Source organism: Bartonella senegalensis OS02 (assembly GCF_000312545.1).
Taxonomy (GTDB): domain Bacteria; phylum Pseudomonadota; class Alphaproteobacteria; order Rhizobiales; family Rhizobiaceae; genus Bartonella; species Bartonella senegalensis.
In genome coordinates, this window is record NZ_HE997542.1 from 236,369 (window position 1) to 254,755 (window position 18,387).

At 37.7% G+C, this 18,387-nt stretch carries 15 protein-coding genes and 1 pseudogene; 11 read left to right on the top strand and 5 right to left on the bottom strand.

The window, feature by feature from the left end; genetic code table 11:
• Window positions 1–2 precede the first annotated feature (2 nt).
• Both gatA and gatC read right to left on the bottom strand, forming a co-directional pair.
• Window positions 3–1,490 carry an Asp-tRNA(Asn)/Glu-tRNA(Gln) amidotransferase subunit GatA gene (gene gatA, locus BN200_RS06830; RefSeq protein WP_019221801.1) on the bottom strand — a complete coding sequence of 496 codons (1,488 nt, stop codon included), beginning with the start codon at window positions 1,488–1,490 and terminating at the stop codon, window positions 3–5.
• Between the two features lie 31 nt (window positions 1,491–1,521).
• Window positions 1,522–1,809, bottom strand: coding sequence for an Asp-tRNA(Asn)/Glu-tRNA(Gln) amidotransferase subunit GatC (gene gatC, locus BN200_RS06835; RefSeq protein WP_019221802.1), 288 nt, complete (start codon window positions 1,807–1,809; stop codon window positions 1,522–1,524).
• A gap of 147 nt (window positions 1,810–1,956) precedes the next feature.
• Between gatC and ruvX the strand changes: the two genes are divergently transcribed.
• Window positions 1,957–2,436, top strand: coding sequence for a Holliday junction resolvase RuvX (gene ruvX, locus BN200_RS06840; RefSeq protein WP_019221803.1), 480 nt, complete (start codon window positions 1,957–1,959; stop codon window positions 2,434–2,436).
• Here ruvX and BN200_RS06845 read toward each other — a convergent pair.
• Complete coding sequence (locus tag BN200_RS06845; protein ID WP_019221804.1) at window positions 2,421–4,049, bottom strand: acyl-CoA dehydrogenase family protein; 1,629 nt, start codon at window positions 4,047–4,049, stop codon at window positions 2,421–2,423. The two genes, ruvX and BN200_RS06845, sit on opposite strands and share 16 nt — an antisense overlap.
• Before the next feature lie 125 nt (window positions 4,050–4,174).
• Here BN200_RS06845 and BN200_RS06850 point away from each other — a divergent pair, with 125 nt between their 5' ends.
• From BN200_RS06850 to dprA, 4 genes are read left to right on the top strand one after another with little or no spacing between them, the layout of a single operon-like run.
• Window positions 4,175–5,140: an aspartate carbamoyltransferase catalytic subunit gene (locus tag BN200_RS06850; protein WP_019221805.1), complete on the top strand. Its 966-nt coding sequence runs from the start codon at window positions 4,175–4,177 to the stop codon at window positions 5,138–5,140.
• Window positions 5,137–6,432 carry a dihydroorotase gene (locus BN200_RS06855; RefSeq protein ID WP_019221806.1) on the top strand — a complete coding sequence of 432 codons (1,296 nt, stop codon included), beginning with the start codon at window positions 5,137–5,139 and terminating at the stop codon, window positions 6,430–6,432. Before BN200_RS06850 ends, BN200_RS06855 begins: the two co-directional genes overlap by 4 nt.
• 19 nt (window positions 6,433–6,451) lie before the next feature.
• Window positions 6,452–7,087 (top strand): glycerol-3-phosphate 1-O-acyltransferase PlsY, encoded by a 636-nt coding sequence (gene plsY, locus BN200_RS06860; protein WP_019221807.1) that lies wholly within the window; start codon window positions 6,452–6,454, stop codon window positions 7,085–7,087.
• Window positions 7,062–8,276, top strand: a complete 1,215-nt coding sequence (dprA, locus tag BN200_RS06865; protein WP_019221808.1) for a DNA-processing protein DprA — start codon at window positions 7,062–7,064, stop codon at window positions 8,274–8,276. Before plsY ends, dprA begins: the two co-directional genes overlap by 26 nt.
• On the opposite strand, the gene BN200_RS08860 is transcribed toward dprA, so the two are convergent.
• On the bottom strand, window positions 8,206–8,412 hold the full coding sequence (locus BN200_RS08860; protein WP_081585548.1) for a hypothetical protein: 207 nt from the start codon (window positions 8,410–8,412) through the stop codon (window positions 8,206–8,208). The genes dprA and BN200_RS08860 overlap by 71 nt on opposite strands.
• Window positions 8,413–8,656: 244 nt before the next feature.
• On the opposite strand from BN200_RS08860, the gene topA reads away from it, so the two are divergent.
• From topA to BN200_RS06900, 6 genes and pseudogenes are all read left to right on the top strand, one after another.
• Entirely contained in the window at window positions 8,657–11,218 is a 2,562-nt protein-coding gene (gene topA / locus BN200_RS06870) for a type I DNA topoisomerase (RefSeq protein ID WP_019221809.1), read from the top strand.
• Window positions 11,219–11,221: 3 nt separating this feature from the next.
• A pseudogene (rnr, locus tag BN200_RS06875) lies at window positions 11,222–13,488 on the top strand (ribonuclease R).
• A gap of 1,435 nt (window positions 13,489–14,923) precedes the next feature.
• Window positions 14,924–15,091 (top strand): 50S ribosomal protein L33, encoded by a 168-nt coding sequence (gene rpmG, locus BN200_RS06885; RefSeq protein WP_005767215.1) that lies wholly within the window; start codon window positions 14,924–14,926, stop codon window positions 15,089–15,091.
• 193 nt (window positions 15,092–15,284) lie between these two features.
• Entirely contained in the window at window positions 15,285–15,797 is a 513-nt protein-coding gene (locus tag BN200_RS06890) for a thermonuclease family protein (RefSeq protein WP_019221811.1), read from the top strand.
• Window positions 15,798–15,845: 48 nt separating this feature from the next.
• Window positions 15,846–16,481 (top strand): uracil-DNA glycosylase family protein, encoded by a 636-nt coding sequence (locus tag BN200_RS06895; RefSeq protein WP_019221812.1) that lies wholly within the window; start codon window positions 15,846–15,848, stop codon window positions 16,479–16,481.
• Between the two features lie 20 nt (window positions 16,482–16,501).
• On the top strand, window positions 16,502–16,993 hold the full coding sequence (locus BN200_RS06900) for an Lrp/AsnC family transcriptional regulator (RefSeq protein WP_019221813.1): 492 nt from the start codon (window positions 16,502–16,504) through the stop codon (window positions 16,991–16,993).
• Between the two features lie 34 nt (window positions 16,994–17,027).
• Here the strand turns inward: BN200_RS06900 and cobT are convergent, their stop codons facing one another.
• The gene (gene cobT, locus BN200_RS06905) at window positions 17,028–18,035 is read right to left on the bottom strand and encodes a nicotinate-nucleotide--dimethylbenzimidazole phosphoribosyltransferase (protein WP_019221814.1); all 1,008 of its coding nucleotides are present in this window, start codon (window positions 18,033–18,035) and stop codon (window positions 17,028–17,030) included.
• Window positions 18,036–18,387 lie beyond the last annotated feature (352 nt).

Genomic DNA, 18,387 nt, shown 5'->3' on the forward strand with positions numbered 1-18,387 from the left:
TATTATGATGTCCACCACTTCTCAGCGCTAAATGTTCCGGCTGCTTGTTCTATAATATGTGCTATTTGAAAAATAACTTCTTCAGCAAAAGGTTTACCAATCAACTGCAATCCTAACGGCAAGCCATTTGATGAAAGACCGGCAGGAACAGAAATTCCTGGTAAACCAGCCATATTAACTGGCACAGTAAAAATATCATTAAGATACATTGCCACCGTATCATTTTTTATTTTTTCATCAGCAATACTAAAAGCTGGTGTCGGTGTTGCTGGCGTGAGAATAGCATCAATTCCAGAAGCAAAACATTGATCAAAATCACGTTTTACTAATGTTCTTACTTTCTGAGCCTTAAGATAATAAGCATCATAATAGCCTGATGAGAGAACATAAGTACCAATTAAAATACGTCGTTTTACTTCATGACCAAAACCAGCTGAGCGAGTATTTTCATACATCTCAATAACGTCTTTTCCTGGTATACGAAGACCAAAACGAACCCCATCATAGCGGGCCAAATTAGAAGATGCTTCTGCAGGAGCCACAATATAATAAGCAGGCAAAGCGTATTTCGTATGGGGTAATGAAATCTCTTTGATTTCAGCGCCTGCTTCTTTTAGCCAATTGATTCCTTTTTGCCAAAGCTCAACAATTTCAGATGACATTACCTCAAGAGAGTATTCTTTCGGAATACCAATTTTCATTCCTTTAATCGACTGACCAAGAGAACTTTCATAATCAGGCACCGATAAATTCACCGAAGTAGAATCTTTTTCATCAAAAGAGGCCATTGATTTAAGCAAAATGGCACAATCTCGAACATCTCGCCCTATAGGTCCAGCTTGATCAAGTGACGAGGCGAAAGCAATGGTTCCCCACCGTGAACAACGCCCATAAGTTGGTTTAATCCCTACAGTACCAGTAAATGCAGCAGGTTGGCGTATTGAACCACCTGTATCTGTCGCTGTTGCCCCCATACAAAGCCCTGCCGCAACAGCAGCAGCTGAACCTCCTGAAGAACCACCTGGTACGAGCTTTTCATTAGAGTCTTTTTTTCGCCATGGACTAATAACTGAACCATAATATGACGTCTCATTGGAGGAACCCATAGCAAATTCATCCATATTAAGCTTTCCTAACATAACAGCTCCATCTTGCCATAGATTAGCAGTCACTGTTGATTCATAGTGCGGTTTAAAACCGTCAAGAATATAAGAACAGGCTTGTGTATGAACATCTTGTGTCGCAAAAAGATCCTTAATTCCTAATGGAATTCCCTCTAAAATTCCCCCCTGGCCCTTAGCCAAGCGGCTATCTGATTCAGCAGCCATTTTCATTGCTTGTTCTGCTGTTATTGCCACATAAGCATTCAAGATCGGATTGGCCAATTCAATTGCCTTTAAATAAGCTTCTGTTAATTCAGTTGCTTTAAGCTCTCTTTTTATTAAAGCATCACGGGCTTGTGCAATTGTAAGGGTTGTTAAATCGGTCATATTGGTTCTCAAATTTTAAAAATATAAAAAATTATTCGACGACTTTTGGGACAAGAAAGAAACTGTCTTCCGTAACAGGCGCATTTGCTACAATATCTGCTGCTTTATCACCATCTGTGACATTATCTTCACGCATTCGTAAAGCCATTGGCATCACCGATGTTAATGGCTCAACTCCATTGACATCCACTTCATTTAATTGTTCCACGAAACCTAAAATGACATTGAGTTCTTTTGTCATAGGTTCTAGCTCATCGTCATGGAGAGCAATGCGCGCTAAATGTGATACTCGCTTAACTGTTTCCCGATTAACAGACATCCTAAGCCTTTCTGCGTTTTTATTTTGCTATTCCTTTATTCTTATTCTGGCTATACAAGGCTGCTTTTGCAAGCGCAAGAATATTGATAAACTAAAAAAAAATATAAGTACAAATCTAAAAAATAAAGAACTTAAATTATAAAGCATATGGCTGTTATTCACATCAATGAAGTTATGAGGCATCTTTTGCCTGGGCAAATAATAGCAGGTTTGGATTTAGGCACAAAAACTATTGGAATTGCAATTTCTGATAGAGGGCTTGTTTTTTCAAATCCGCGTTCTGTACTCCAACGAAAAAAATTTACAGTAGACGCGCAAACACTTATAAAAATTTTTGACCACGAAAATGTGGGGGTTGTTATTATTGGCTTACCTCTTAATATGGATGGAAGCAGTGGACCTCGTGTTCAAGCAACCAGAACTTTTGTCAGAAATATGGAAGCATATACAGAAATTCCATTTGTTTTTTGGGACGAGCGCTTATCGACGGTTGCTGCAGAACGCTCTCTTCTCGAAATGGATGTATCGCGGGCTAAAAGAGCAACTCGGATTGATTCTGCAGCGGCTGCATTCATCTTGCAAGGTGCTCTCGATAGAATCAACAGCCTTCATCATATGGAAGGATAAAGCACATTTAACAAAAGTCCTGCATTATATCGGGCAATCAACATACCATAGGAAGATCTCCATTGCCCCCCAAGACGGCTTTCCATATAAGCACTTGCCACATGCTCTATGTCTATAGAGCGTAACGATGCAGCTGCTGCTGCATATGCAACTTGTTCGACAAAAAATCTTCCCGCTCCTTCATTTGCCGATGCCATCTCTCCAGCAGATTTAATAATCTCAATTGCTCTTGGTCCAGCTGGACCAATATCAAGAGCAATTTTTTCTAACAACTTCTGAAATAATCCCGGTGCTTTTTCAGCTATGAGAATTGCATCTTTTACCAATTGATTAGCAGAAGTATTTCTCACAATCCGTGCAGGTCCATTACACAACATTTGCGATAGTGGATTACCCTCTATAAAGCTTTCAATGCCAAGTTGAGCAATAATTTCACCAATAATAGGGATAACCAGTTGGCTCACATGATAAGCAATAATAGGCGTCATGATTCGTGCAAAAGCTGCTTCAGAGCGGTCATTTGCTGCATTGTCAAAGGCTCTTGCTAAACGCAAAACCAATGCTTGTGCAGCAGCAATATCAAGTGCAATATCAGCAAAAATACGTTCTGTCAGTGGGGGCAAAGGCTGGTTTGGCATTTTTTGTCGAAAAAAATCTATAGCAAATTGAAGAGCAGACCTTAGAACACCTGCCGATACGACAGATTGATCGAAACGCATCATCGTTTCGATATCCTTAATAACTTTAATGCCTTCTCCAGCATTTCCCAAAAGCCAACCACAACTGCCTTGAAAATCAACAATACCCTCTGGCGTTGAAGTTTCTCCGGAACGGGGCACTAAATGACGAATCAATATAGCCCCATTTAATGCGCCATTTTCCTGCATGCGTGGCACTAAAAAGCAGCTTAAATGACCATCTAACTCTGCACTCACAAGATATCCATCCACTAGAGGATTGATAACATTAGTTTTTATAACATTTAAACGATAGAGATCACGCCCCATTTTTTCATCAAAAGAAACTTTTTTAACACTTGGAAAATTGAAAGCGTATTTTTCATGTTTCTCAAAATTATCAAAAGCACAAGTCAGTGAAGCTGCTTTTTTACTATTGAAAGGTTTGGATGATAAATCATATTGACGTGATAAGAGGACATTTTGCCATTTTTTAAACAGCTCAACATCACTAATTAAAACTGCAATAGCAGCACTTGTAATAATAACTTCATTCAAATGTCCCGTTTCTAGACTGGCAGATAAAGCCAAGCGGATGGCGCGCGCTTGATAGCGTACCCCATTTTCTGAAGTAGAATTTTCCCAAAGTGAGGTGACCAAGCCAGCTTGTCTGGAATATTGTTGAAGAGCTTTGTAAGAAGAATGTATCTCTAATTTTTCTGCTGGCTGCCCCCATTCGTCGTTATAGTGCAATATTGGCCGATAGCGATTCGCTAAACAGGCAAGCTCCCATGCCTTACGACTGGCTACAAAATCTCCTATTTCCTCAAAACTTGCTAATAAAAATGTAGGTAAAGTGGACGCAATGCGAAACATAAGCGTATCACTGAGAAATGCATTTTTTCGGCGAGAGTTTTGCGCAGATACAGCACTCATAGGCATATTCCATTATTCAAATCATTCATATCATAGACTATTTGTCTTTTTGCAGTTAAAAAATGTTTATCACATCCAAACAAATGCTTGTTTAATCTCTTTAGAGAGAGATAGAAAAGAATGCTATGACTCAAAATACTTTTTTTCCCCTTTTCCCCCACCAACATCTGTTAGGTATTAAAGATCTAACTGTACAAGACCTTACCATATTGCTTGATCGGGCAAATTCGAATGTTCCCCTGTTAAAAAAAAGGGATAAAAAACAATCTACATTGTATGGACGTACGCAAATTAATCTCTTCTTTGAAGCTTCCACACGAACACAATCTTCATTTGAATTGGCCGGTAAACGGTTAGGAGCAGATGTGATGAGTATGGCTATTGGCAATTCATCTGTAAAAAAGGGGGAAACATTGCTTGATACAGCCACAACCCTCAATGCAATGAAGCCAGATATATTGGTCCTTCGCCATAGTTGTGCCGGAGCCGCTGCTTTATTAGCGCAAAAAGTTGATTGTTGTGTCATTAATGCCGGTGACGGTGCACATGAACATCCAACACAGGCTTTATTAGATGCTCTGACCATTAAAAGGACAAAGGGGCGTATTGAAGGATTAACTGTTGCAATTTGTGGTGATATCTTGCATTCACGTGTCGCACGTTCCAACATCCTCAGTCTCAACGCTTTGGGAGCCTGTGTTCGTGTTGTCGCTCCTTCAACACTCTTGCCAGCAAGCATCGCAGATATGAGTGTTGAAGTTTATAACACCATGAAAGAAGGTCTTAAAGGTGCTGATGTCATCATGATGCTGCGCTTACAACAAGAACGTATGACAGGTTCCTTTATTCCCTCTATGCGTGAATATTTTCATTATTTTGGCTTACATAAAGAGAGTCTAACCTACGCTAAAAGTGATTGTATTATTCTCCATCCTGGTCCCATAAACCGTGGTGTAGAAATCGCATCTGACATAGCAGATGGACCACAAAGCATGATTCATACACAAGTCGAAATGGGTATTGCTGTGCGTATGGCTGTCATGGAGGCTGTATTAGATTCACGCCTTAAGGCAAGTGGAGAAAAAAAATGACAAAGCCAATTGTTTTTCAAAACGCTCGTATTATCGACCCTTCCCGTACCATCGATGAAATTGGTACCGTTATTGTTGAAAATGGACTGATTACAGTTGCTGGAAAAGAAGCCCTTAATCAGGGAGTTCCCGAAGGTGCAGAAATTATTAATGCGCAAAATAAAACAATTCTTCCTGGACTTGTTGATGCCCAAGTGTTTGTTGGAGAACCAGGAAATGAAAGCCGTGAAACACTTGCTTCAGCAAGCCAATCTGCAGCAGCAGGCGGTATTACGTCTTTTCTTATGATGCCAAATACACATCCAATTATCGATAATGTAGCACTTGTTCAATTTATTACGCGTGCAGTACAAGAAATCTCATTAGTTAATATTTATCCTGTTGCTGCCATCACTCAAGATTTCAATGGACAGGAAATAGCCGAATTTGGCTTACTAAAGGATGCAGGAGCCATTGCCTTTAGTGAAGGAAAAAAAACACTTCAAAATTCATCTGTTATGCGGCGTGCAATGACTTATGCACGTGATTTTGATGTTGCTTTGATACACGAAACACAAGACAAAGATCTCATAGGACAAGGTGTGATGAACGAAGGTCTTCTAGCCAGTTGGCTTGGACTTTCTGGAATACCCCGCGAAGCAGAGGTTATCCCCCTCGAAAGAGATTTGCGCTTAGCAGCCTTAACACAAACACGCTATCACGCCGCACAAATATCAACAGCACTGTCTGTTGAGGCACTTCGTTTAGGCAAGCAACGCAGTGAAAAGATTTCAGCTGGTGTATCGATTAATCATTTATCTTTTAATGAAAATGACATTGGTGAATATCGCACCTCCTTTCGTTTTATGCCTCCCTTGCGTACAGAAGAAGATCGTCTAGCAATGATTGAAGCAATAAAAGATGGAACAGTGGATATTATCGTTTCTTCTCATGATCCTCAAAGTCTTGATAAAAAACATCTCCCCTTTAGTGAAGCAGCCATAGGTGCTATCGGTATGGAAACTCTATTGAGTGCAGCTTTACGCCTTTATCATAACGGAACCCTCTCTCTTCTCCGATTAACTGAACTTTTGTCAACCACACCTGCAAAACTCTTTGACCTCAATGCTGGAACACTCAGAAAAGGCGCTCATGCAGACCTTATTTTAGTTGACCTTGATGAACCATGGGTAGTCTCTACAGAAAAACTGTATTCACGTTCAAAAAATACACCTTTTGAGAAAGCACATTTCCAAGGACGTGTTATTCAAACCTTTGTTAAAGGAAAATCAATTTTTAAACTTGATCAATAAAACATCATAGGGGCTTTTAATGCATGAAGGTGAAACACTTTTTCAGTTTACTACATGGTTTATCTTTCTGATATCTTATCTCATTGGGTCTATCCCATTTGGTCTTCTTTTGACAAAATTGGCCAAACTTGGCGATGTAAGAACAATTGGTTCCGGAAATATTGGAGCGACAAATGTTTTACGAACAGGAAATAAAAAGATTGCTGCTCTGACACTTCTTTGTGATATATTAAAGGGAACTCTTGTTATTCTCATTATAAAATTTTTAGCTGATCCGATAGAAAATAGCAGCATTGTTTTTCTCGGTGGTTTTTTTGCCTTTTTGGGACATCTTTTCCCTTTATGGCTTAAATTTAAAGGAGGTAAGGGGGTTGCTACCTATCTAGGTGTGTGCTTAGGGTTCTATTGGCCAGCAGCGATTGTTTTTATCACTTCATGGATAGTGTTTTTTCTCATTACACGCTACTCTTCATTATCTGCACTCATTGCTGTTATTATCACTCCAATATTTGTCTATTTTTCCTATCCTTATCTTTATGCCCATTGTATACTAACAATTATGAGCCTCTTGGTGATGATAAAGCATCATGCAAATATCAATAGATTGTTAGTTGGGAAAGAAAGCAAAATTGGGACGCAAAGCGGGGATAAATAAAGGGATTTTGCTCACTGATCGTCAACGCCTAAATTGGTTACGATTGTTGCGGAGCGAAAATATTGGAGCAGTGAGTTTTCGCAATCTCATTGATCATTATAAAACAGCGGAAAACGCTTTGGCTGCCCTTCCTGAGCTTAGTAGAAAGGGTGGTCTTGCAACATCCATCCGAATAGCAACATTAGAAGACGCAGAAAAAGAAATGCAAAAAGCCGAAAGATTAGGTATTCGGTTTGTTGGTATAGGAGAACCAGATTATCCAGCCTTTCTTAAGGTTATAGAAGCATCACCACCGCTTATTGCTATAAAAGGCAATGTTTCAGTTTTTGAACAATCTTCTGTTGGAATTGTGGGCTCTCGAAATGCTTCGGCAGCTGGCAAAAAACTGGCTGCTCAATTTGCTCATTCTCTTGGAAACGCTGGTTTTACAATTATTTCTGGACTCGCTCGTGGAATTGATAGCATTGCACATCAAGCAAGTCTACAAACAGGCACAGTTGCAGTAATGGCTGGTGGAGTTGATCATATTTATCCCCCAGAAAACAAAAAACTTCATGAAGATATTATCGCAAATGGTGGAGCAATTATCAGTGAAATGCCCATTGGATGGAAACCACGCGCTATCGATTTTCCAAGAAGAAATCGTATTATTGCAGGTCTCTCACTTGGACTCTTGGTTGTAGAGGCAGCGCTGCGGTCAGGATCCCTTATTACTGCGCGTCAGGCTGCTGAAATGGGAAGATTGACCTTTGCTATTCCCGGTTCTCCACTTGATCCAAGATCGGTTGGTACAAACAACCTCATCAAGGATGGTGCTTTGCTCACCACACATCCTTCGGATATTGTAGAAACACTTACACCACTCATTCCAACGCCCACAAATCCTCAAATGAATTTCTTTGAAGAAGCAAATTCTCTGCAACTTGAAAAGGACTCTTTTAATTCACCTGATGAAAAAGAGAGCATCCCCTCTTGCATTGGAGATGAAAAAGAACGCCTCGCTGTTCTCTGTGCACTCTCAACAACACCCATTGATTTAGACACACTGAGCACCCATTCAGGTGTTCCTCTCTCAAAACTCTACCTTTTATTGGTTGAACTCGAACTTGCTGGAAAGCTTATTCGACACTCTGGTGGTTATGTGTCATTGTCGAATTTTGATCCTCTCCAAGAACCTCTGCACTATTAATAATACTCTGCCCTTCTTTAGCAGCCATATCCAAAAGTAATGCTAAAAGAGGACTTCGCGCTTGACGCGCCATCTGGTTCATTTGTTTTGACATATCTGTAATATATTGGATAATTTTTAAATGATTTATAAACATAATCTTCTATCCTTGAGTACTCTCCCCACCTCTCAATAGACGCTTATCTTAGTATTTCGTCTTATGTTTTTGTATTAACCGTGGAAAATAAATCGTGTAATTCCATATAGGGTGTATTTTAACAATAACAATCACAAGCTGTATAATATTAATGTTTTTTATGTGTTCTTAACCAATTGCCATTGGCTATTCCTGTAAAAGAAGTTTATAAAAAAGTTTTTTATTTCAACATTCGGGTAAAATTATGAATATCGTTATCGTTGAATCTCCAGCAAAAGCAAAAACAATTAATAAGTATCTTGGGTCTCAATATAAAGTCGTAGCATCATTTGGACATGTTCGTGATTTGCCTGCAAAAGATGGTTCCGTTCTACCTGATCAAGACTTTTCTATGAAATGGGATGTAGATTCTGCTGCCGCTAAACGTTTAAATGAAATAGCAAAAGCAGTCAAAGAAGCCGATAGTCTTATCTTAGCAACGGACCCTGATCGTGAAGGAGAAGCTATTTCATGGCATATTTTAGATGTTCTTCGTCAAAAAAAAGTTTTAAAGGATAAACCTGTTAAACGTGTTGTATTTAATGCGATCACCAAAAAATCTGTGCTTGATGCGATGAATAATCCACGTGATATTGATACATCACTTGTAGATGCTTATCTTGCACGTCGTGCTCTCGATTATCTGGTTGGTTTTACACTCTCACCTGTTTTATGGCGTAAACTTCCCGGAGCACGTTCAGCTGGGCGTGTTCAATCGGTTGCCCTGCGTATTATTTGTGATCGTGAATCAGAAATAGAGCATTTTATCAAGGAAGATTATTGGTCCATTACAACAGACCTGAAAACCATCCGAAATGATTGTTTTCAGGCAAAACTAACAATGTTTAATCAAAGGAAGATTGGCAAACTTGACATTCATTCTCAAGAACAAGCCGATCAAATTCGCCTTATGTTGGAGCAAGCAAAATATCATATACTCAGTGTTGAAGCAAAGCCTACAAAGAGAAATCCTTTTCCTCCGTTTACAACATCTACTTTACAACAAGCGGCTTCTTCAAAACTAGGTTTTTCAGCTTCTCGCACCATGCAAATCGCTCAAAAGCTCTATGAAGGTGTTGAAATTAATGGTGAAATGGCAGGGCTTATTACCTATATGCGTACCGATGGTGTGCAAATAGCACCAGAAGCTATAGATTCAGCACGAAAAGTGATTCATGAATCTTTTGGCAGTGATTATATTCCTGAAAAACCGCGTTTTTATTCAACAAAAGCAAAAAATGCACAGGAAGCACATGAAGCCATCCGTCCAACCGATTTTCAACGTACTCCTAATCAAGTACGTAATTTTCTCGACAGCGATCAGGCAAAACTCTATGAACTGATATGGAAACGCGCTATTGCAAGCCAAATGCGTTCTGCTGAAATTGAACGCACAACGGTTGAAATTGAAGCACAGCAAGGGAAAAATCACGCAAATCTACGTGCAACAGGTTCTGTTGTTCGTTTTGATGGTTTCATTTCTGTCTACACTGATCAACGACAGGAAGAAAACAGTGAAGAAAATGAAACAACACGTCTGCCCCAAATGAATACCGGTGAAGAACTTACAAAAGAAAAGGTTGAAGCCATACAACATACCACTGAGCCCCCTCCCCGTTATTCTGAAGCTTCCTTAATTAAAAAGCTTGAAGAGTTAGGAATAGGTCGTCCTTCAACCTATGCATCCACATTGGCAACATTATCTGATCGTGGCTATATCATCATTGATAAACGAAAACTTATTCCTGATGTTAAAGGACGTATTGTGACAGCCTTTCTGGAAAATTTCTTTAATCGCTATGTAGAATACGGTTTTACTGCAGATCTCGAGGAAAAACTGGACCTTATATCGGATGGAAAACTTTCTTGGAAAGACGTGTTGCGCGATTTTTGGGATGGATTTAATGCCTCTATTACCAATATCCAAGAATTGCGTATAACAAATGTTCTTGACGTTTTGAATGTCACATTAGCACCTCTTGCTTTTCCTGTGCGTGAAGACGGAAGTGATGTCCGTTCCTGTCCTCTGTGTACAAACGGCCAGTTATCATTAAAACTAGGGCGTTATGGTGCATTTGTTGGCTGTTCTCATTATCCCGAATGTAAATATACACGCCAACTTGGCACAGATCCAGGAGAAGAAAACGAAGCTATACGGAATGATGAACCAGTTATGCTTGGAATCGACCCTCAAACAGGAAAAGACATCTCTCTTCGTAATGGCCGTTTTGGTCCCTATATTCAACTTGGTGAAAATAAAGGAGCAAAACGCGCAGGATTACCCAAAGAATGGCAAGCAGAAAAAGTGACTCTTGATAAAGCTTTGGCTTTAATATCTCTCCCCCGTGAAATTGGTATTCATCCTGAAACCGGCACAATAATCACTGCAACAATTGGCCGGTATGGCCCTTACCTTATGCATGATGGAAAATATGCTCCCCTTCTCAATGCAGATGAAGTTTTTGATATTGGCATCAATCGCGCTGTTACAGTCCTTGCTGAAAAACAAGAAAATAAAACAAAGCGGAGCAGAACAACAACTGTAGCGCTGGCAACATTAGGAGACCACCCAGATGGAGGAACTGTCACCGTACGCAATGGACGCTATGGTCCCTATGTTAATTGGGGCAAAATTAATGTAACATTGCCAAAAGATAAAGATCCCCTTAATGTAACTCTTGCAGAGGCATTAGAACTCATATCCGCTAAAGCATCCGGTAAAAAAGCAACTTCAAAAAGAGCTTCTTCTAAAACAAAAGAGACATAAATTTTGGCTAAAGGTGAAAAGAAAACACAATATTTCCAACCGCTGAACTTGGAACGGCTGCCTAATAAAGCAGAAATTCTTTCCTTTATGAATGAGAACCCTAGTCGATCAAGTAAACGTGAAATAGCGAAAGCTTTTAATTTAAAAAGTGACTCTCGTATTTGGTTAAGAGATATATTGCGTGATCTGAAAAATCAGAGTTTAGAACCAAAGGAGCGTAAAAAGGCAGGAAATAAAGAACAATTGCCAGCGGTTGCTATTTTAAAAATTACTGCACGTGATAAAGATGGTAGTTTTATTGCACAACCCCTTGAGTGGAAAAACGACCCAAAACCAAAAATTGAAATACTCCCTTTTCACCGTATAAAAGGAATAAATGTTGGTGTTGGAGACCATATTCTTGTAAAAATTTTTCGAAATAAAACGCCTCAAAGCCCTCCTTATACAGGAAAAATTATTCGTAAAATTGATGTCTCACCCAAAAGCGCCTTTGGCATTATACGACAGTTAGGAAATGGCCAATGGCGCCTTGAGCCTATAGAGCGCAAAACGAGCGAATTGATTATTGAGACGTCTTCAGAAATTCATGTACAATCTGGTGATTTCGTTGAAGTCGAAATTAAAAAAAATACTGGCTATGGGCTGAAGAGTGCAAAAATAAAAAATGTTTTAGGACATATTGAGAGTGAAAAAACACTTTCAATGATTGCTCTTCTATCAAAAGGAATTCCTTATATTTTTCCCGAAGATGTTCTTAAGCAAGTCAGAAATGTAAAACCTGCCAGCATAGAAAATCGTGAAGATTGGCGACAATTACCACTTATTACGATTGATCCACCAGATGCAAAAGATCATGATGATGCAGTTTATGCAACAAAGGATAAAGATCCTGCAAATAGTGGCGGTTGGATTATTGTCGTCGCAATCGCAGATGTTTCATACTATGTCAAAACAGGAAGCGCTTTAGACAAAGAAGCATTGAAGCGAGGGAATTCTGTTTATTTTCCCGATACCGTTGTGCCAATGCTTCCAGAACGTATTTCTAATAATTTATGTTCTCTGCGTGAAGGAAAAGAAAGACCAGCTTTAGCAGTTCGTATGATTTTTGATGCAAATGGTCATAAACAAAAACATAGTTTTCATCGTGTTATGGTGTGTATAAGAGCGAACCTCTCTTATCAAGAAGTACAGTCAACAATGGAGGAAAATATAAATGAAAAGACAGCTCCTCTTTTCGAAGACGTTTTACAACCATTGTGGAAAGCTTATGAAAGCCTTAAAATTGCGCGAAATCGTCGACAACCGCTAGAATTAGAAATAGCAGAAAAAAAATTATTCTTGATCAAAATGGATGTATCAAAGATGTTATGATACAAAAACAGCTAGAAGCACACCGTTTGATTGAAGAATTCATGATACAAGCTAATATTGCCGCTTCTGAAATATTAAAAGAATATCGTCAGCCCCTCATCTATCGAATTCATGAAAAGCCCTCTCTTGCAAAACAAGAAATACTACGGAGTTTTCTTCAAAGTTTGGGTTTATCACTCTCTCGAGGCGCAGAACTGACATCAGCACGCCTTAATAGAATTTTAGAAAAAGTTAAGAATACCCAACAACAGGAATTGGTCAATCAGGTTATTTTACGTACACAATCTCAAGCAGAATATGCCCCCCAAAATATCGGACATTTTGGTTTGAATTTACATAACTATACACATTTTACATCACCAATTCGTCGTTATGCTGATCTGATCATTCATCGAGCACTCATTAAAGCTCTAAAGCTCGGGAATGACCAATTAACAGAGACACAAGAAAAAAATCTTGCAGAAATCGCCACACAAATCTCTCTCTATGAACGCCGAGCAATGGTGGCTGAAAGGGAGACAGTTGATAGGCTTGTTGCCCATTATTTAACCAATAAAATTGGTCACACCTTTACAGGTCGTGTTTCTGGAGTGACAAAAGCAGGGCTTTTTATCTCACTTGACACACTCAATACAGATGGTTTTGTACCTATTTCTACACTCAAAAATGATTATTATTATTTCGATGAAGTACAACATACTTTGGTAGGAAAACGGAGCCATAAAGGCTACCAACTCAGTGATATAGTAGAAGTGAAGCTTATAAAAGTACAGCCTTTTGCTGGCGCTTTATGCTTTGAACTCTTAACAGACCCTCGCCCAATAGCTTTTTCATCTGCATCCTATCATAAAAACAAATTTATAGCGAAAAAACGAAAGCGTAATCATAATATCAGATAAAAACCAAGAAAATACGTAAAAATTAAAATCATCACGACAATTTTCATTGTACTCTAAAAAGATAAAAAATCTTATGAGAGACAATTACAGTGTTATTAATTTAAATAAAATATTATTATAAAATAATAAGATAAATATATTTTAAAACTGAAATGTTATGTAAGATTCATTGCATTGTATGATTTTTATTATGCAAATATCTCTCTTGCTTATGTGGGACCGTATATTTATTTCTGATCAATAACAACCCTGTAAAAATTTGAAATAATTTAAAAGGATTTGAAAAATCTGCAATGGATAAATTGACTTTCTCTTAACTTTAAAGTCAGCTTTTCCTAAGCTTCATGAAAAAAGTAAAATAAGCTATTCTCATGATAAAAACTTTAGAAATCAAAACATTTCTTGGCTGCAATCATTGCATTATGAACTTTTTAAGTTTTCTAGGATCTATTTTTTCAAGCAATATGGGTTTGGTTTATTATAAAATTTATATTGTATTTTACCATGATAATTGTGTTTATTCTGTCAAAATTTTAAATCAACAGTTGCGCATCACTTTAAAAATGTAGTCTGTTAATTGATATTTGTGTTCTTATAGGAGCACTTATGATTTGCGATAGATGTATACTGCTAGCAAAAAGAAGAACCAAGAATTTAGAGCTTTTTTCTCCTATACGGCTTTTATATTTGCTATCATGCCAATTTTTGTGGCTTGAAAATTAATCTTCAAATTTAAAGACAGCTCATATGTGCTATTTATCTTTATGTTTTCATTCCTATCTCAACCGATGGCAATATTTTTTGTAGTACTGTCAATGGGAACATTCACTGGTAATAATTCACTTTAATCCATCGCATCATATAATAAAACAAGGCAGCCTTATTTTTGTGACAACATCTGTGCTTGGTAATATTCACTCTTAATCCCTAACCGCAATGAATGATTATACAAAGTATCAGCACTCTTCCCATATGAGGGGCGTATTTTAAGCTTTACAAAAATCCAGAAAAAAGAATTTAAAATTTTCATAACATCATAATACTCAGACAGCAATGAATTGCGATTTTTCTCTCTTTTTCCTCGCTAGCATTTTACTAACCTTTACAGTATCAAACTTACAGCATGAACAGCATGCCTTAAGAAAACGAATTTTCTATTGTCAATTCTGCTTTTATTTTCTACTATCAGATCAGAATACTCATCGGAGCAAATTTTATAGGCCAAAGGATAGATATCTTAAAGCCAGTTTTTTGAACTACAATAACTTATTTTTTAATTTATAGAGCATTTTGATGCTTATTCAACACAGGAGAAAATTAATCAGCTCTTGACTTTTTTTACAACATCCGTAGTGTTGCCGGAAATCTGATTGCATCAGAAATAGACTTTAACAGAGAAATGATATAATTTTCAGTATAAATAGGACTCTTCATTATGGCCAAGGCAGCAACCATTAAGATCAAGCTTTTGTCAACTGCAGATACTGGTTTTTTCTATGTAACGAAAAAAAACAGTCGTACAATGACAGATAAAATGAGCAAGCGTAAGTATGATCCAATTGTGAAAAAGCACGTTGAATTTAAAGAAACGAAAATTAAATGATTGATTTACACTATTTCTCTTGTGACTGCTGCAATATAATTGATTAATATATTAATTTTATGGAAATAATTGAATTTTGTTGAAGACGTTATAAGTCAATCCTTTCTAAATTAAGCGTGTTGTAACCATAGTTTTTTGATTTCATGAAAAAAAAAGTTCTCATTTTGGTCTAAACAGTTTTAATCTCAAGATTATGAGTTCCAGCATTTTTATTGCTGTTAGTATTTTTATCATTGTAACAGTTTACATTGAATATACTAAAAAACACCCTCAGAAAGCGTCTTTAATTTCCACCCCTCCTATCGAGGGAAATGCATTAATCATTGATGGCGATTCACTTGTGGTTTCTTCTGTTATGATCCGGCTTGCAGGAATTGACGCACCTGAGATGAAACAATTTTGTGGTACAAAAAAAGAACGCTACCCATGTGGACTTGAAGCCAAAAAACACTTAGAACAACTTATAGCAAATAAGCCTGTTACATGTCATTGGTATAAAAAGGATAAATATAGCCGTATTCTTGCAACATGTAAAACAAAGCAAGTTAACAACATCAATGCAACGATGGTACAAAATGGCTGGGCTTTGAGTTATTATGATTACCCTCAAGAGGAACAAGAAGCCAGAAAGAAAAAAAAAGGAATATGGCACTCAAATTTCCAAAACCCGAGAAAATGGCGAAAAGCACATCCTCGACCAGAATAAAAAACATATTTTCTTTTTAGGACAACATTTTTAATTTTCTATTTATCAATGAAAAAACAACAATGTGATCAAATTAACAAACTTGAAAAAAAGATTTATTTCTGTCGTGTTTGTTTCAAGAATCCTCGTTATCTTCCCCCTCTTCCACATGAACCAAAACCGGTAGTTTATTTATCCAAGACGGCTTTGATTGCAATTGCAGGGCAAGCACCAGGGTTACGTGTTCATGAGAGTTCTATTCCTTTTAATGATCGTTCTGGCGAAAGATTACGCCATTGGCTTAATGTAACAAAGGATGAATTTTATAATAAATCTCTCTTTGCTATTGTACCTATGGGATTTTGTTTTCCAGGTTATGATCAAAACAAATCTGACTTACCACCAAGGCGTGAATGCCGAGAGATATGGCATGAAAAGGTCTTTCAAGCTATGCCACAAATAAAACTTGTCCTTGCTATTGGAAGTTATGCGCAAAAATGGCATATTGCAAAGCTGAAACATAAAACTGTCTCAGCAACCGTTAGTGATTGGAAAAACATTCTTTCCGTACGTCAACCTCGAGGCTATAACGTCATGCCTTTGCCCCATCCATCATGGCGAAATACTTCTTGGTTACAAAAAAATCCATGGTTTAATGATGAACTTATTGTGTCCCTACGCAGTTTAGTGCGTAAATTTTTATAAACTGAATATTGAGAAAAAATATGGATCGTCTTGATCGAAAAATTTTACATCTTTTGCAAGAAAATGCAACACTCTCTGTCGCTGACATCGCTAAAAAAGTAGGACTTTCTACCACTCCTTGTTGGCGTAGAATTCAAAAACTTGAAGAAGATGGTGTTATTCAACGCCGTGTTGCCGTCCTTTCTCCAGAAAAAGTAAACGCACATGTCACTGTTTTTGTTTCTATTCGTACAAATACACACAGCCATGAATGGTTTAAGCGCTTTTCAAAAGTTGTGCAAGAATTTCGTGAAGTGATTGAATTTTATCGAATGAGTGGAGACATTGACTATTTATTGCGTGTTGTCGTTCCCGATATTGAAGCTTATGATCTTTTTTACAAGAAATTAATTGCTAAAATTGACATCCGTGATGTTTCCTCTTCTTTTGCAATGGAACAGATTAAATACACTACGGAACTACCACTCAATTATATAAAACTGCACGACAAAACAAGCGAACAAAATTCTTAAAGATTTTTTGATTTTGATAAGATTGCCATCATTCTTAAACGGTCAAAGCTTCTTGTTCGCATACAGCCGTTTGGGCATGGGTTAAAACAGCAGCCTTAACAATACCAGCTGCTAGAGCCGCACCTGTTCCTTCGCCAAGACGCATCTTCAGATCTAAGAGCGGTTCTTTGCCAATTTTTTCTAAAAGTCTGCGATGTGCTGGCTCAGAGGAAACATGTCCAACAAGGGTATGATCAAGAGCACATGGATTCACTTTATAAAGCACTGCTGCTGCTGTCGTTGCCACAAAACCATCCAAAATAACTGGTATCTTTTCCATTCTAGCAGCTAAAATTGCACCTACAATTGCAGCAATTTCACGCCCTCCTAGACAACGCATTATGTCAAAAGGATCATTAAAACGATGCTTATGTAAAGAAACAGCAGTTTCCACGGCAGCTACTTTTCGCTGATAAAATTTCTCCTCAATTTCTATACCACTTCCTATCCATTCTTCCACTTCTCCACCAAACAATGCTAAACATAAAGCTGAAGCTATCGTCGAATTGCCAACCCCCATTTCACCGATACATAAGAGATCTGTTCCACCAGCGATGGATTCCATCCCAAATGCCATTGTAGCAGCAGCGCTGCGCTGATCCATTGCAGCATCTTTGGTAATATTCATTGTTGGATATTCCAATGCTAGGTCAAATATCTTCAACCCAAGATCATAAGCTATACAAATTTGATTGATAGCAGCCCCTCCAACTGCAAAATTTTGTACCCTCTTTTGTGTCATAGATTGCGGAAATGGTGTAACATTCTCTTCAATAATGCCATGATTCCCAGAAAAAATAGCCACTAAAGGCCGCGTTACAAGAGGTTTCTCTGTACCTCTCCATCCGGCATACCAGATCGCTATCTCTCCCAATTTTCCCAGCGATCCTTGTTCCTTTGTTAAACTTTCTTGCCGTTTTTTTGCCAAAATTATAGAAAACTCATCAGCAATTGGTAAATTTGTGAGTAAAGCACGAAAATCATCAAACGGACTGACGCTCATGAAGAAAAACACCTTTTCAAATCTATAATGCGTAATTAAAATCTTGTCATATAAACAGGATATGAATAATTTGTTGTTTTTTAAAAACCTTTTGAACTTATTAAATATTGTGAACGATTTTTTTGTGTTAAATGACTGTTTTTATTGATCTACAAATAAACAATCCTCACTATCTGATCTTAATTTTATACGAAGTCTTTAACCTATTTCTATATTGTGTGAACATTGATCAACATTTTGTTTTTTGTAAAAAAAATCATAAGCACCAAACCTTGGAACAAAAACAGGAGATAATCAAGACCTTCTCCAGTCAAACAAAATTCAATCATCTCACCAAATTCCTACATAATTT